The following is a 13,557-nucleotide window of genomic DNA, read 5'->3' as shown; positions in this document are numbered from 1 at the left end:
CTAGGAGTGTTTTAAGGCATTGAAATGGACAAACCAGATTCTATAAAAGATATTTCAGATAAAGATAAATCTCCGCACTTTCCTTTTATTTATTATTGTCTTTGTGTAATGCTTTATCTTATAGCATTACCGATTTTAATCATAAACATATTCCGCACAAAACATCGCCAATCTATTCCAGCGCGTTTTTTTTACTCATCACTTAATTGTGAGCCACAATATTGGTTTCACGCGTGTTCTTTTGGTGAAATAAAATCTCTTGAACCCCTTATTAACGCATCAAAAGCTATGCCTTGCACTATTCTTATTACAACTATTACACATACAGGCTTTAAAGAAGCAAAACGTTTATATCAAACACATTCCACAGATTCACTGGGCACACAAGCTCGTATTGTCGTGCGTTATTTGCCTTTTGAAATATTTTTGCCCTTATGGAGCAAATCTTGCCGCCAACTTAAAACTCTAGTGGTTACAGAAGCTGAAATGTGGCAAATGCTCTTTTATCTTGCCAAATCCCATAATGCACACACTTTGCTTATTAATGCGCGTATTTCCAGTCGCTCACATAAAAACTATCAACGTTTTGCGTGGTTTTATCAAGGCATCTTTGCTCTTATTGATGAAGTGCTCGCCCAAAGTCAGATTGATAAAGAACGCTTAGAGCATTTAGGCGCACATAATGTTGAAGTTTTTGGCAATCTTAAAACACTCAATACTCCCTCACTTAGCACACATTATGCCAAACCTTCTTCTGTTGTGTTTATTGGTGCAAGCACACATAGAGGTGAAGAAAAGCTTATCCTTGAAGCCTTTAAGGCTCTTAAAGATGCTCAAAAATCTTCTACAAACTCTATGCTCTTGCTCCTCGCACCGCGCCACCCAGAACGTTTTAAGGAAGTATATGAATTAAGTCTGCGCACTTTTGCACATACCGCACTTTTCTCACAAACACATTTAGATACAAACAATGCAGATGTAATCATTATTGATACACTTGGAGAACTCAATAATCTCTATGCAATAAGTGATGTTGTCATACTTGGTGGAGGTTTTGCTAAAATAGGAGGACACAATCCGCTTGAGCCCGCCTTTTTTCATACAAAACTTATAAGTGGGGAGCATATTTTTAATCAATACGCACTTTTTGAAGAAATAGAACATTATGTGCTTATACCCCCACAAAGTTTAAAAGACACTCTTCTTAGGTGGGAATCCCTGCCCAAAAGTGCTATCAAAACGAATTCTCAAGACAAACTCACTACCCTTGTGCAAAAGATATATCGATGAAAGATAAGGCTTACAAAGTCCTTGCTCACACTCACAATATCTCTCATAATCAGGCTAAAGCTCTTATTGATAAAGGACTTGTCTTTGCTTCGGGCAAAAAAATAAATATTGCACGGCTTGAAATCCCAATCCACACTACCTTTGAGATTCTCAAACCCAAAAAGCCCAAAATACTTTTTACTGATGAACATATCCTTGCACTTGAAAAACCACCATTTATAGAATCTTATGATTTAAGCAATATGTTTGAAGGTTGGCATTTGCTCCATAGGCTTGATAGAGAAACAAGTGGTGTTATCTTGCTCATTAAAGAAGGAAGTGCCTTTCATACTAAAGCAAAAGAAGCTTTCAAACAACAAGAAGTATATAAAGAATATGTTTGTCTCGTGCATGGAATCCTAGCAGATTCCATAGAAATTAACAAAGCGATTTCTACAACAAAAAGAGGCTTTGCAAAATCACGCATTGATAAAAAAGGACTAAGCGCGCGCACCCTCCTTACTCCTTTGAGTATAATGGGTAAAAAAACCTTGCTTAAAGCCATTATCAAAACAGGGCGCACACATCAAATACGCGTGCATTGCCAAAGCATCAATCACCCTATACTTGGTGATAGAATCTATGGCAAAGATGATGAAGCAAAACGTCTTATGCTTCACGCTCATAAAATCGCACTTTTAGGTTATGAATTTACTTCGCCTTTGCCAAAAGATCTCTGCATTGAGTAATGAACTTGCAGTATTTTTATTCTCACGGATTCCATTCAAGCAAGGATTGCCAAGCTTATAAGCGACTTTGTTGTGGTTTAGATATTACACCATTACAGCTTGTTTATGATAATGGTGCAGATTTTTATACAAATCTGTATAGCTGCAAAAGTCAATTGCAAAATCTTATAGAATCTAATGCGCCCTTTGGTTTTATTGGTAACTCTTTGGGAGCATTTTACTTATGGCAACTGACACTATTTGCGCCCACTCTCAATATCCCTACACCTCATACGCTTATTTTGTTTAATCCAGTCCTTGAACCCTTAGCGCAACTTAAAAAATATATCAATCAACCTCAACTCAACACTACGACACATCAAAATTTTACACTTACTTATGATTCGTGGGCTTCGTATGCGCATTCCTTGCGTATGCCTTTGGCGAAGCAGATTCAATGTATTGTATGCCTTTCGCTTAATGATGAACTCATTGATGCGCAAGTTTCAAAAGCCTATTGGCAGCATTATGCACGCATTATAATGAGTGAAGGGGGTCATATCATTACAGATTTTACACCTTTTAAACACAAACTTGCGCCCCTGCTTTAATACCCTGCTCTACTATTTTTCTACTTTCCTATATTTTCACTCAAACCCGATATGCAATTTTGCGCCTTGCAATCAAGCTTAGATATAACCTCACCAAGCTCATTGTATTCTTTTTGCCAAATGGCTTGATTTTCTTCGTAAAGCATTTGTATTTTAGGTTTTCCACTAGGATAAAACCAACTTACTTCTACTTTTTTAGGCACTCCTGTGCCATAAAGACGTTCTACTTTTACAATACCATTTTCATCATAAGTTCGCTCACGTCCAGTCTTTTGATCATTATTAAAGCTCGCTTCCTCACGCACAATACCATTTTTATCATATTGCTTCATATCACCATTTTTTAGCCCATCACGATAATTGACGATTTCTTGAATCTTACCATTTTTAAAAAATCCACGACTAATGCCTTCAACCTTGCCTTGTTTATAGGTATATTGTCGTTCAACCTTGCCATTATCATAATATTCTATCACTTTGCCATCAAGCAAACCATTATTATAATCCGCTTCCTTAGCAAGAGTGCCATTACTATGATACCATTTGGCTTTGCCAATAATTTTACCCTCCAAATAAGTAATCTCTGATTTAAGTATATTTTGAGGATAAAACTCTTGCGCTAAACCTTCAAGTTTATTATTTTTATAGTTTGCATCATAAATAACTTCACCATCGTGGGAATATTTTATCTCACGCCCTTCCTTGCGCCCATTAATAAAATGCATTTGGTGTAACAAATGTCCTGTTTGATCATACCAAGATTCCCGCCCGTGCTTAATTTCTGTGCCCTTAATATAAGTTACGCGTCTTTGCTTTACTTCACCGGCAGTTTCCGTAGTTGTAATGCGAACTTCAAGTTCTGCACTATACATTAAACCTATTAAACTTATGTAAATAACAATATATTTTAACATTTTATGTTCCTTATAGTTCTAGCAAAACATAATCGGCATCAACACAAAAAAATCAATATTATTACAGAATTACAGAGAAAGCTTTTTAGTTATTATTATGCTTTACACCAATTTGGTAATACTCAAAGCCTTTAGATTCCATATCAAGATGTTGATAAATATTTCGTCCATCAAAAATAATAGGATTTACAAGAAGTTTTGCAATTTCATCAAAATCTGGACTTCTAAACTCACGCCATTCTGTTACAATCACAAGTGCTGCGCAATCCTTTAATGCCTCATATTTGCTCGCCTCTAAGCTAATAGATTGCATATAGTCTTTGAGATAGAATCGCGCCTGTTCATAAGCCTTTGGATCATAAGCTTTAATCTTTGCCCCCTTTTTGCTTAACTCTTCTATAAGCACCAAAGAACTTGCTTCACGCATATCATCAGTTTCTGGCTTAAAACTAAGCCCCCATAATGCAAAACTAAGCCCTGATAAATCTTGCCCAAAATGACGCACGATTTTTTCTACCAAAAGCATTTTTTGCGCATTATTTACGCGTTGAACTGCGCTTAGAATCTGTGCATCATAGCCAAAATCCTTTGCGGTTTTTTCTAATGCACGCACATCTTTAGGAAAGCAACTCCCACCATAACCACAACCCGGATAGATAAAACTATATCCAATACGTGCATCTGAACCAATACCCAATCGTACATCATTAATATTCGCCCCCACACGCTCACAAATTTGACTCATCTCGTTGATAAAGCTGATTTTTGTAGCAAGCATAGCGTTTGCAGCATATTTTGTCATTTCCGCAGATTCTATCCCCATAGAAATAAGTCTATCGCTTTTAAGTAAAAAAGGAGAATAGAGAGTTTTCATTGTATCTAATGCCCTTGTAGAATCTGTGCCAATCACCACTCTATCAGGACTCATAAAATCTTTGATTGCAACTCCTTCTTTAAGAAATTCTGGATTGCTTACCACATCAAAACTAACCGAAGTAATATGACGTTTTTGAAGTGTGGATTGTATTAGTTTTCGCACCTGCTCTGCAGTGCCAACAGGAACGGTGCTTTTATCTACTATGACTACATATTCACGTTCTATATATGTCCCAATATCTACTGCCACATCACGCACATAAGATAAATCTGCACTTCCATCATCGCCCATAGGCGTTCCAACTGCGATAAAAATTACTTGTGCATTAGAAATTGCTTCTTTCTTATCGGTAGTAAAACAAAGTGTGCCAAGTGTAGTGTTTTCACGCACCAAAGATTCCAAACCGGGCTCATAAATAGGAATCTCTCCTTTTTGAAGTCGCGAAATTTTCTTAGAATCTACATCAAGACATATGACATTATTTCCCATTTGAGCGAAACACGCTCCTGCTACAAGCCCAACATAACCACTGCCAATAATTGTGATATGCACTCTTTCTCCTTGCTGAATTTATATTTTTAAGAGATTAGTAAAGATTGTTTTTAAAGCACGTTGAATCAAACGCTCTTTTTGCTCTTGTGTAACTTGTGGCGTTTCACCTATACCAAGATATTTTTTTCCACTCATTTTCATAGTGCTTGAGGCATTTTGAGTGATTGTATAATGAGTTCTATTCATTACAAACCTTACCTCACTTTTTAAAGCAGCGGAACTTTGAGTGCTAATAGCGCTTGTGTCTTTTTTGCTCTCTTTCACTTCAAGCCCATATTCAATATTGAGCACATAGCCTTTTTCGGGATTGCTTAATTTAGATTCAATAACAAAACAACCAGAATCCCTAAGAGCTTTATCCAAAATAACTTTAAAATCTTGCTTTGAAAGCACATTGTGTCCAATATCACTGATTTGCCCCAATGTAATCGTGTATTTCGCTTCGTTACATATTTTTTCTATTTCATTTTGCACACTTGGCGGCGTAGGCTCATTTGAAAAACAACCGCTCATCAAATACATTATGCCAATCATTCCAATACAATATAAAGACTTCATTAGCCACTCCTCCTTAATCATCGCGTAAATAAAGAAATTTATTCTATCTTAAGAATCTAAATTAAATGAAAAAGGATGATTGATAATCTTTAACAAAAATCTTTGGAGAAACAAATGAAAAAAATAGAAGTGAATCTCACATAATAATTTATGCGAGATTCATAAACAATGAAGATTAAGACATCACTGGGTGTGTGCCATCTCTCATATCAGCACCAATATAGTCGCGATTAGCAGTTCCTAACTCGCTCCATACGATGCAACCATCAGTCGGACAAGCACTCGCACACGCTGGTTGCTCATTATGCCCGACACACTCTACACACTTATTCTGATAAACATAATAAGTGCCCTCGCCTGTTGGATTATTATCATCATCTACAATGGCGCTTACAGGACATTCATCAATGCAAGAACCACAAGCGATACAAATATCTGTAATTTTTACAGCCATCAGTTCTCCCTTATTTGTTGTTTATGGGCTCAAACCCAAGTGCGAAGTATAATCATATTTATCTTAAAAAACACATAAAATAAGAATAATAAAATTTTGTTTTACTAAATTTGCACCTAAATTGAATAGATAATTTAAATGATATTATAGAAAAAACCTAATGGCATTTTGGGTATAATCCCCTAATCAAACAAACCATAAAGGATTATAATGCTAAACAAAAAAATTTTAGTTACAGGGGGAGCGGGATTTTTGGGCTCACATCTGTGTGAAAAGCTTTTAAATCGTGGTGATGAGGTGCTTTGTGTGGATAATCTTTTCACTGGCACGAAGCAGAATATTTTACATCTCCTTTCAAATCCTCGCTTTGAATTTATGCGCCACGATATAACCTTTCCACTCTATGTGGAAGTTGATGAAATTTATAATCTCGCCTGTCCTGCCTCTCCTATCCATTATCAATTTGACCCAGTCCAGACAACCAAAACCTCTGTAATGGGAGCAATCAATATGCTAGGACTTGCAAAAAGGGTGAAAGCGAAGATCCTCCAAGCAAGCACGAGCGAGGTTTATGGTGACCCCGAAATCCACCCACAAAGAGAATCTTACAAAGGCAGTGTCAATCCAATCGGCATTCGTGCGTGCTATGATGAGGGAAAGCGATGCGCAGAAACACTCTTTTTTGATTATCAAAGACAACATAATTTAAATATTAAAGTAATGAGAATCTTCAATACCTATGGACCCAGAATGCACCCAAATGACGGACGCGTGGTGAGTAATTTTATCATTCAAGCACTCAAGGGAAAGGATATTACAATTTATGGTGAAGGAAATCAGACACGAAGTTTTTGTTATGTTGATGATTTGATTGAGGGTATGATAAAACTTATGGATAGTAGAGATGGATTCTATGGACCTGTGAATATTGGGAATCCGCGCGAATTTAGTATGCTAGAGCTTGCAAAAAATGTGCTTGAACTTACAGAATCTAAATCAAATCTTGTATTTCTCCCGCTCCCACAAGATGACCCAAAACAGCGGCAGCCAGATATTAGCCTTGCTCAAAGTGAGCTAGGGTGGAAGCCAAATGTAGAGCTTAAAGAGGGATTAACTAAGACAATTGCGTATTTTAAGGAACTTATGTGAAAAATAATTATTTTCTCTATAATCTCAAAGGCATTTTGCGTATGCTCACCCCTGCCATATTTTTGCCCAAAAATCGCGAAAGATTCCTTGCAAATTGCCAATCTCGCGATGATATTGATTATATTAAATCACGCGTGGATTATTATTGCCAACTTGATACGCTTCTAGCTCTTAATGAAAATGAAGCAAAAAGACTAGATTTTGTGCGTTTTACGCGTAAAAAAACGGTCTATTTTTTTGATACTTATGAATGGACACGTTATTTTCCACAAGATTTTAAAGCACATTTTGAATTTGGCGATGTTAATTTTGTCTGCCCCAAGCCCTCTATCACAAAATCGCGTCCAATCAAAGCTTATTATAAATCTCATTGTGAGCAATTAGTAGTGGGGGGGGGGCATAATACTCAAAAACAGCCACCCTTTAGCTATTCTACCTTGCTTAATTTAGAAAAAGTGCGACATTTCACATTTATCAATGACCCCTATGCTTTTGAAAACAAACAAAATAAGCTTTTTTATCGTGGGGGCATTTATCAGCCTCACCGCACACGATTTTTTGAAAAGCATTTCAACTCTCCACTTTGTGATTTGGGGCATACCGGAAGTAAAAAAGTGCATCATCTATGGCAAAAGCCTAAAATAAATATAAGCAAACATTTGCCATATAAATTTTTACTCTCTTTGGAAGGAAATGATGTCGCAAGCAATCTCAAATGGGTGATGAGCTCTAATTCTCTTGCAATTATGCCAAATCCCAAATTTGAAACTTGGTTTATGGAGGGCACTCTTATACCAAATGTGCATTATGCACAAATTCGTGATGATTATGAAGATTTAGAAGAAAGGCTAGAATATTTCATCAAGCACCCACATGACGCCAAAGAAATTATCCATAACGCTCACGAGTATATTAAACAATTTTTTGATGCCAAACGCGAAGCCATTATTTCACTTCTAGTGCTTGAAAAATACTTTTACTACACAGGACAGATTGAAAGCTTAAGAATCTAACAAAAACCTAAGAGAATAAAGGTTTAAGATTCTAAGCCCCTCTCCCACTCTCATAAGAGTGAAAGAGGATTTGAGTTTGCAACAACTACTTAACTAGAGACACGACTTCAGGGATAATATAAGGAATAAACATAGCAATAATAGCTGTCCAAATACCAATGAGAATGATAAACGCAACAGAATATTTTAGGGTAAATTTAAATAAATCAGATTCTTTACCTACTAATCCTACTGCTGCACACGCAATGGCAATAGATTGAGGTGAAATCATTTTGCCCACCACGCCACCTACGGAATTTGCTGCAAGGAATAATGTTTCTTTGATACCAAGTTCTTGAGCAGTTACTTGTTGCAACGGACCAAAGAGTAGGTTTGAGCTAGTATCACTTCCTGTGATAAACACACCAAGCCACCCAATGACAGGACTAAAGAATGCAAACAAATCACCTGTTTTTGCAAAAGCAATGCCCAAAGTCGCACTCATACCACTATTTTTTGAGATAAAGGCAAAGGCAACAACAAGCCCGATGGTGATACAAGGGATTGCCATTTCTTTTAATGTATCTCCAAGTGCCTCTTCAGCAACACTTGATTTTATCCTTAAAAAAGCTATGCTTAAAAAAGCAGCTACCAAAATTGCAGTGCCCCCTTGAAGTGCGATAAGATTAATAGGCAAATCAATTTTTACAGGACTGCCGCTAGAGTCAGTTATAACACTTGTAAGAGGGTTAAAAGCCATACTCACTTGAGTATAATTTAAAGCTCCGATTTGATAATAACCTATTGTTGCTCCTGCATTATCAATAATAGGCTTTATGCTAAAAAAGAAACTCTCTTGAGGTAAAGCAATAGCCCCACTTATGAATAAATCTGGATTTTCAAATAAAATTTTCTTCGCTTCAAAAACTGCTTTAAACCAAGGCTGCGTCCAAATAATAATACAGACAATGAGCAAGATAAAAGGAAGCCACGCTTTAAAGACTTTGCTAAGTTCAAGTTTTTCGTGATGTGAAAAGTCTTTTAAGTCATCAAATCTAAAGATATTTGTTGGAGACCAAAACTTCAAAAAAGCTGTGGTGCAAACCAAAGATACCACAGCTGAAACAATATCAGGGAGTTCTGCGCCAAGGTAATTTGAGCTGACAAATTGTGTGGCTGTAAAGCTTACTGCTGCGACTAAAACAGCAGGAAAGGTTTCTCTAACACCCTTTAGTCCGTCCATTAGGAATACAATAAAGAAAGGAATTGTTAGACTTAAGGGCACGAGCATACGCCCAACCATCGCTGCAACAGAATATTGTTCCACTCCTACAAGGTTACTCATCGCAATAATGGGAATCCCAACTGCACCAAATGCCACAGGAGCGGTATTAGCAATCAAACAAAGTCCAGCAGCATATAATGGGCGAAGTCCCAGCCCAGCAAGCAAAGCTGCTGTAATTGCCACAGGTCCCCCAAAGCCAATCGCTCCCTCTAAAAATGAACCAAAGCAAAAACCAATCAAAATCACTTGGATTCTATGGTCGGGCGTGATAGTCATTACACTTTGCTTAATCACTTCAAAAGCACCAGATTTCACCGAAAGCTTATAGAGAAAGATTGCTGCAATGATAATCCACGCAATAGGCCACATTCCTTGTGCAAAGCCTTGCACAAAAGAAGCACCAATAAGAGAAAAAGGCATTTTATACGCATAAAATGCTACTAAAGTCGCTACAATCACCGTGATAAAACCTGCTTGATAGCCTTTAAGCTTCAAAACCAATAAACAAGCTAAAAAACATACAATAGGCAAAAACGCCACCAATGCACTTAACCACATATTATTCAGTGGGTCAAATACTTGCTGCCAAGTCTCCATAATAACTCCTTATATTTGAATATGAGGCACTCAAATACACTACTCTTTTGTCGTGTATCTTGATACATATCATAAAAAATGTAAGCTTAAGAAAATGCTGTATTAAAGAGTATATTTTAAATGATGTGTAAATTTTTCACATAAAGCCTTTTATATTATATTAATGAGAATTTTTTACACATTTACAAAAGAAAATAACTAAATTTTAACTTTTATGTATTTTTAAAGTTCCTTATTTATATCATAAATGCTCATAAAGTAAGAAGGAGTACAATTATGCGAGTATTTTTTTTCTCAACTTGTCTAGGCAGCGTAGCGTATGCTGATACTTGCGTGAATGCAATTAAATTGCTACAAAAAGAGGGGTGTGAAGTCGTTTTCAAAAAAGATCAAACTTGCTGTGCGCAACCAAGCTATAATTCAGGCTATTACGAGGAAAGTCGCAAAGTCGCACTTCACAATATTGCACTTTTTGAGGGAGATGAGCCAATTATTGTGCCTTCTGGCTCTTGTGTAGGTATGATGAGAGAGGACTATTTAGCACTTTTTGAGGGAAGAAGTGAATTTGGCAAGGTAGAACAATTTTGTAAAAGAGTATATGACTTAGGCGAATACTTACATAAAGTGCTCAATGTTACTTATAAGGATAAAGGTATGCCTACAAAAGTTACTTGGCATAGTAATTGCCACGCTTTGCGGACTTCTAAAGTCATAGATAGTGCAAAGGCATTGATTACTTCATTAGAAAATGTAGAACTCATTGAGCTAGAGCGAGAGGAAGAATGCTGTGGGTTTGGCGGAACTTTTAGCATTAAAGAGCCTGAAGTATCAAATGCAATGGTAAGCCAAAAAATTGAGGATATTCTCTCAAGAAATGTAGAGTATGTGATTTCAGCAGATGCCGGGTGCTTACTTAACATAAGCGGTGCGATGAAAAAACAAAATATTGCTATCAAGCCTATTCATCTCTATGATTTCTTAGCCCAAAGAATCGGATTAGGAGCATAATTATGAGCCATCAAGAACACACACATATCGTCCATACCAAACTCAATGATAAACAGCTTCGTGCTAATCTTAAAAGTGTAATGGACACACTTAAGAGTAATCGTAAGAATCTTATCGCCTCTCGCTACACAGATTGGGAGGCTTTGCGCGAACAAGGAAGAGCAGTGAAACAAAAAACTCTCTCGCAACTTGATACTCTCCTTGAACTTTTTGAACAAAACGCTACAAAAAATGGATTCGTTGTGCATTGGGCGCGTGATAGCAAAGAAACAAATGAGATTATTTATAATCTTATGTTGGAAAAAAATATCACTAAGATTCTCAAAGGTAAGTCTATGGCGAGTGAGGAGACACATCTGAATGCGTTTTTGAAGCAAAAGGGTATGAATCCCATTGAAACAGATTTGGGTGAGCTCATTATTCAGCTTATTGATGAACCACCTGTGCATATTGTTGCTCCAGCCATTCATAAAAACCGCTATCAAATTGGCGAAATATTCCAACAAAAACTTGGTGCAAACTTAGAATCTGAACCAGAAAGACTCAATGAAATCGCACGAGTGCATTTGCGTAAAGAATTTCAAGAGTTTAAAATGGGATTAAGTGGAGTAAATTTTGCCATCGCTAATGAAGGCGCGATTTGGCTTATTGAAAATGAGGGCAATGGGCGTATGAGCACCACAGCAAGTGATATTCACATTGCTATTTGTGGGATTGAAAAGATTGTTGAGAGCTTTGAAGATGCCTGTATCCTTGATACACTTCTTGTGCCTTCAGCCACAGGTGCGCCTATCACTTGCTATAACAATATCATTACTTCACCGCGTAAAAATGATGAGCTTGATGGACCAAAAGAGGTGCATATTATCCTACTTGATAACAATCGCTCCACTATCCTTAAAGACGCGCATTTTTATCGCTCTCTCTCTTGTATTCGGTGCGGCACTTGTCTCAATCACTGCCCTGTATATGATAAAATCGGCGGACACGCTTATCTTAGCACTTATCCCGGACCCATTGGCGAAGTGATTTCTCCACAGCTTTTTGGTATGAAAAATTTTGGGCATATGGTTAATCTTTGCTCACTTTGCGGGCGTTGCTCCGAAGTATGTCCTGTGAAGATTCCTCTTGCGGAGCTTATTAGGGATTTACGCAGTGAAAAAGTGGGGCAAGGACGCAAGAATCTCAAAAACAATGATGACTCATTAAGGGACAAAAATGAAGAATATGCGATGAAGCAATTTGCTCAAGCTGCAAGTAATGGTAAATCTTGGCGTAAATTATTGGGATTGGTAAATATACCTTTGCTATTACCTTTAATAAAGCTCTTTAGTGGTTTTATACCCGGACTCAAAAATTGGGTGGCTTACCGCACATTCCCTACATTAAATGGAAATCTCCATAAAAAAGTATCAAATATGAAAGGAGTGATTTATGAGTAAGCAAGCTATTTTGGATAATATCAGAGCCTCATTACAAGCAAATACACTTCAGAGTCAATCTTCACATTATGGCAATCCAATTAAAAGCGTAGATTCTGATAAAGTGCAAGAATATATTAGCTTACAAAATGCGAATAAAGCTATTGTCATAGAATCTAACCCAAATACTCTAGCACAGGATATATGCAAGACTCTTACAGAAGCACAAGCACGGAAGATTCTCTATAATTTGGATATTACAGACATACTCAATATTCAAACACTGCATAAGAATCTAGCAGATTCTATGAGCCTTATTCCTTATGAAAAAAGCGTTGATGAGGCAAGAGAGGCACTTTTTAGTATTGATACTTCAATCGTGCAGGCGCGGTGTGGTGTGGCGAATCTTGGCATTATTGGCATCACCTCTAGCGCTCGTTCTCCACGACTTTCTTCGCTTATTACACGAACTTGCATTGTGCTTTTAAAAAAGCAGGATATTGTTTCAAATCTTTATGAGGGTGTGCAGATTCTTAAATCACATAGTGAAAACGAGAAATTGCCAAGCAATATGATTTTTATCGCTGGACCTTCGCGCACTGCTGATATTGAGCTACAAACCGTCTTTGGGGTACACGGCTCACTGCGAACCTATGTGATTCTATACTAAGGAGGAGTATATGAATGTCTTTGCACGATTTTGGTTTGAAAAGGACAATAAAAGTTACATTGGCGTAGGACGCGCAGAGCTACTCACTCGTATAGCCAACACAGGTTCAATATCAAAAGCTGCAAAAGAAATGAATATGAGCTATAAAGCAGCGTGGGATAGTGTGGATATTATGAATAAACTCTCTCCTATGCCACTTGTGCAATCAAATAATGGAGGCAAAGGTGGAGGTGGCACGAAGCTCACCCCTCTTGGTTTTGAAGCACTCCAAGCATTTAATGAGCTAGAACGCGTAAAAAATATCTTTTTTGACTACTTGGATAATTCACAAGACTTTAATGAGCTTTTGCAAAAACTCGCCCATTTAGAATCTGCCCTAAAAGATTTTAAAAATCCTCATTAGCTTTATCCCTTAAAATTTCCACTTCCCTTTTGGGTAAAAAGAGAGAAATTAAGATAAAATATTTGCATT

General features: G+C 37.1%; 14 protein-coding genes. 9 read left to right on the top strand and 5 right to left on the bottom strand.

Annotated features, from left to right (window positions below; genetic code table 11):
* Nucleotides 1–24 precede the first annotated feature (24 nt).
* Genes waaA through OQH61_RS00505 form a run of 3 tightly spaced genes read left to right on the top strand, consistent with a single transcriptional unit; the run spans nucleotide 25 to nucleotide 2,608 of the window.
* Complete coding sequence (waaA, locus tag OQH61_RS00515; protein WP_266025278.1) at nucleotides 25–1,290, top strand: lipid IV(A) 3-deoxy-D-manno-octulosonic acid transferase; 1,266 nt, start codon at nucleotides 25–27, stop codon at nucleotides 1,288–1,290.
* The gene (locus OQH61_RS00510; RefSeq protein WP_266025277.1) at nucleotides 1,287–2,018 is read left to right on the top strand and encodes an RluA family pseudouridine synthase; all 732 of its coding nucleotides are present in this window, start codon (nucleotides 1,287–1,289) and stop codon (nucleotides 2,016–2,018) included. The genes waaA and OQH61_RS00510 overlap by 4 nt, the downstream gene beginning before the upstream one ends.
* Nucleotides 2,018–2,608 (top strand): YqiA/YcfP family alpha/beta fold hydrolase, encoded by a 591-nt coding sequence (locus tag OQH61_RS00505; protein WP_266025275.1) that lies wholly within the window; start codon nucleotides 2,018–2,020, stop codon nucleotides 2,606–2,608. The genes OQH61_RS00510 and OQH61_RS00505 overlap by 1 nt, the downstream gene beginning before the upstream one ends.
* Nucleotides 2,609–2,628: 20 nt before the next feature.
* Here OQH61_RS00505 and OQH61_RS00500 read toward each other — a convergent pair whose 3' ends face one another.
* The 4 genes from OQH61_RS00500 to OQH61_RS00485 form a co-directional block, all read right to left on the bottom strand.
* Nucleotides 2,629–3,522, bottom strand: coding sequence for a toxin-antitoxin system YwqK family antitoxin (locus tag OQH61_RS00500; protein ID WP_266025274.1), 894 nt, complete (start codon nucleotides 3,520–3,522; stop codon nucleotides 2,629–2,631).
* A gap of 85 nt (nucleotides 3,523–3,607) precedes the next feature.
* Complete coding sequence (locus OQH61_RS00495) at nucleotides 3,608–4,951, bottom strand: UDP-glucose dehydrogenase family protein (RefSeq protein WP_266025273.1); 1,344 nt, start codon at nucleotides 4,949–4,951, stop codon at nucleotides 3,608–3,610.
* A gap of 18 nt (nucleotides 4,952–4,969) precedes the next feature.
* Nucleotides 4,970–5,509, bottom strand: coding sequence for a hypothetical protein (locus OQH61_RS00490; protein ID WP_266025272.1), 540 nt, complete (start codon nucleotides 5,507–5,509; stop codon nucleotides 4,970–4,972).
* A gap of 175 nt (nucleotides 5,510–5,684) precedes the next feature.
* Complete coding sequence (locus OQH61_RS00485) at nucleotides 5,685–5,963, bottom strand: DUF362 domain-containing protein (protein ID WP_266025270.1); 279 nt, start codon at nucleotides 5,961–5,963, stop codon at nucleotides 5,685–5,687.
* Between the two features lie 210 nt (nucleotides 5,964–6,173).
* Between OQH61_RS00485 and OQH61_RS00480 the strand changes: the two genes are divergently transcribed.
* Both OQH61_RS00480 and OQH61_RS00475 read left to right on the top strand, forming a co-directional pair.
* Complete coding sequence (locus tag OQH61_RS00480) at nucleotides 6,174–7,112, top strand: UDP-glucuronic acid decarboxylase family protein (protein ID WP_266025269.1); 939 nt, start codon at nucleotides 6,174–6,176, stop codon at nucleotides 7,110–7,112.
* Nucleotides 7,109–8,125, top strand: a complete 1,017-nt coding sequence (locus OQH61_RS00475) for a glycosyl transferase family 90 (protein WP_266025268.1) — start codon at nucleotides 7,109–7,111, stop codon at nucleotides 8,123–8,125. Before OQH61_RS00480 ends, OQH61_RS00475 begins: the two co-directional genes overlap by 4 nt.
* A gap of 85 nt (nucleotides 8,126–8,210) precedes the next feature.
* Here OQH61_RS00475 and OQH61_RS00470 read toward each other — a convergent pair whose 3' ends face one another.
* Complete coding sequence (locus tag OQH61_RS00470) at nucleotides 8,211–9,986, bottom strand: L-lactate permease (RefSeq protein WP_266025267.1); 1,776 nt, start codon at nucleotides 9,984–9,986, stop codon at nucleotides 8,211–8,213.
* Nucleotides 9,987–10,262: 276 nt separating this feature from the next.
* On the opposite strand from OQH61_RS00470, the gene OQH61_RS00465 reads away from it, so the two are divergent.
* The 4 genes from OQH61_RS00465 to OQH61_RS00450 are packed head-to-tail and all read left to right on the top strand — an operon-like array spanning nucleotide 10,263 to nucleotide 13,488.
* Nucleotides 10,263–10,994 (top strand): (Fe-S)-binding protein, encoded by a 732-nt coding sequence (locus OQH61_RS00465; protein WP_266025266.1) that lies wholly within the window; start codon nucleotides 10,263–10,265, stop codon nucleotides 10,992–10,994.
* A gap of 2 nt (nucleotides 10,995–10,996) precedes the next feature.
* Nucleotides 10,997–12,436, top strand: a complete 1,440-nt coding sequence (locus OQH61_RS00460) for a LutB/LldF family L-lactate oxidation iron-sulfur protein (RefSeq protein ID WP_266025265.1) — start codon at nucleotides 10,997–10,999, stop codon at nucleotides 12,434–12,436.
* Complete coding sequence (locus OQH61_RS00455) at nucleotides 12,429–13,085, top strand: LutC/YkgG family protein (RefSeq protein WP_266025264.1); 657 nt, start codon at nucleotides 12,429–12,431, stop codon at nucleotides 13,083–13,085. The genes OQH61_RS00460 and OQH61_RS00455 overlap by 8 nt, the downstream gene beginning before the upstream one ends.
* 10 nt (nucleotides 13,086–13,095) lie before the next feature.
* On the top strand, nucleotides 13,096–13,488 hold the full coding sequence (locus OQH61_RS00450; RefSeq protein ID WP_266025263.1) for a winged helix-turn-helix domain-containing protein: 393 nt from the start codon (nucleotides 13,096–13,098) through the stop codon (nucleotides 13,486–13,488).
* The last annotated feature ends 69 nt before the right edge of the window (nucleotides 13,489–13,557 follow it).

Source organism: Helicobacter sp. MIT 21-1697 (assembly GCF_026241255.1).
Lineage (GTDB): Bacteria > Campylobacterota > Campylobacteria > Campylobacterales > Helicobacteraceae > Helicobacter_C.
The sequence above is the reverse complement of the archived record's forward strand: the minus strand, read 5'-3'. Positions and strand labels throughout refer to the sequence as shown.

Excerpts from the sequence above, each read along its gene's own strand:
- waaA (WP_266025278.1), top strand. The coding sequence starts at position 25 with ATGGACAAACCAGATTCTATAAAAGATATTTCAGATAAAGATAAATCT.
- OQH61_RS00510 (WP_266025277.1), top strand. The coding sequence starts at position 1,287 with ATGAAAGATAAGGCTTACAAAGTCCTTGCTCACACTCACAATATCTCT.
- OQH61_RS00505 (WP_266025275.1), top strand. The coding sequence starts at position 2,018 with ATGAACTTGCAGTATTTTTATTCTCACGGATTCCATTCAAGCAAGGAT.
- OQH61_RS00500 (WP_266025274.1), bottom strand. The coding sequence starts at position 3,522 with ATGTTAAAATATATTGTTATTTACATAAGTTTAATAGGTTTAATGTAT.
- OQH61_RS00490 (WP_266025272.1), bottom strand. The coding sequence starts at position 5,509 with ATGAAGTCTTTATATTGTATTGGAATGATTGGCATAATGTATTTGATG.
- OQH61_RS00485 (WP_266025270.1), bottom strand. The coding sequence starts at position 5,963 with ATGGCTGTAAAAATTACAGATATTTGTATCGCTTGTGGTTCTTGCATT.
- OQH61_RS00480 (WP_266025269.1), top strand. The coding sequence starts at position 6,174 with ATGCTAAACAAAAAAATTTTAGTTACAGGGGGAGCGGGATTTTTGGGC.
- OQH61_RS00470 (WP_266025267.1), bottom strand. The coding sequence starts at position 9,986 with ATGGAGACTTGGCAGCAAGTATTTGACCCACTGAATAATATGTGGTTA.
- OQH61_RS00465 (WP_266025266.1), top strand. The coding sequence starts at position 10,263 with ATGCGAGTATTTTTTTTCTCAACTTGTCTAGGCAGCGTAGCGTATGCT.
- OQH61_RS00460 (WP_266025265.1), top strand. The coding sequence starts at position 10,997 with ATGAGCCATCAAGAACACACACATATCGTCCATACCAAACTCAATGAT.
- OQH61_RS00455 (WP_266025264.1), top strand. The coding sequence starts at position 12,429 with ATGAGTAAGCAAGCTATTTTGGATAATATCAGAGCCTCATTACAAGCA.
- OQH61_RS00450 (WP_266025263.1), top strand. The coding sequence starts at position 13,096 with ATGAATGTCTTTGCACGATTTTGGTTTGAAAAGGACAATAAAAGTTAC.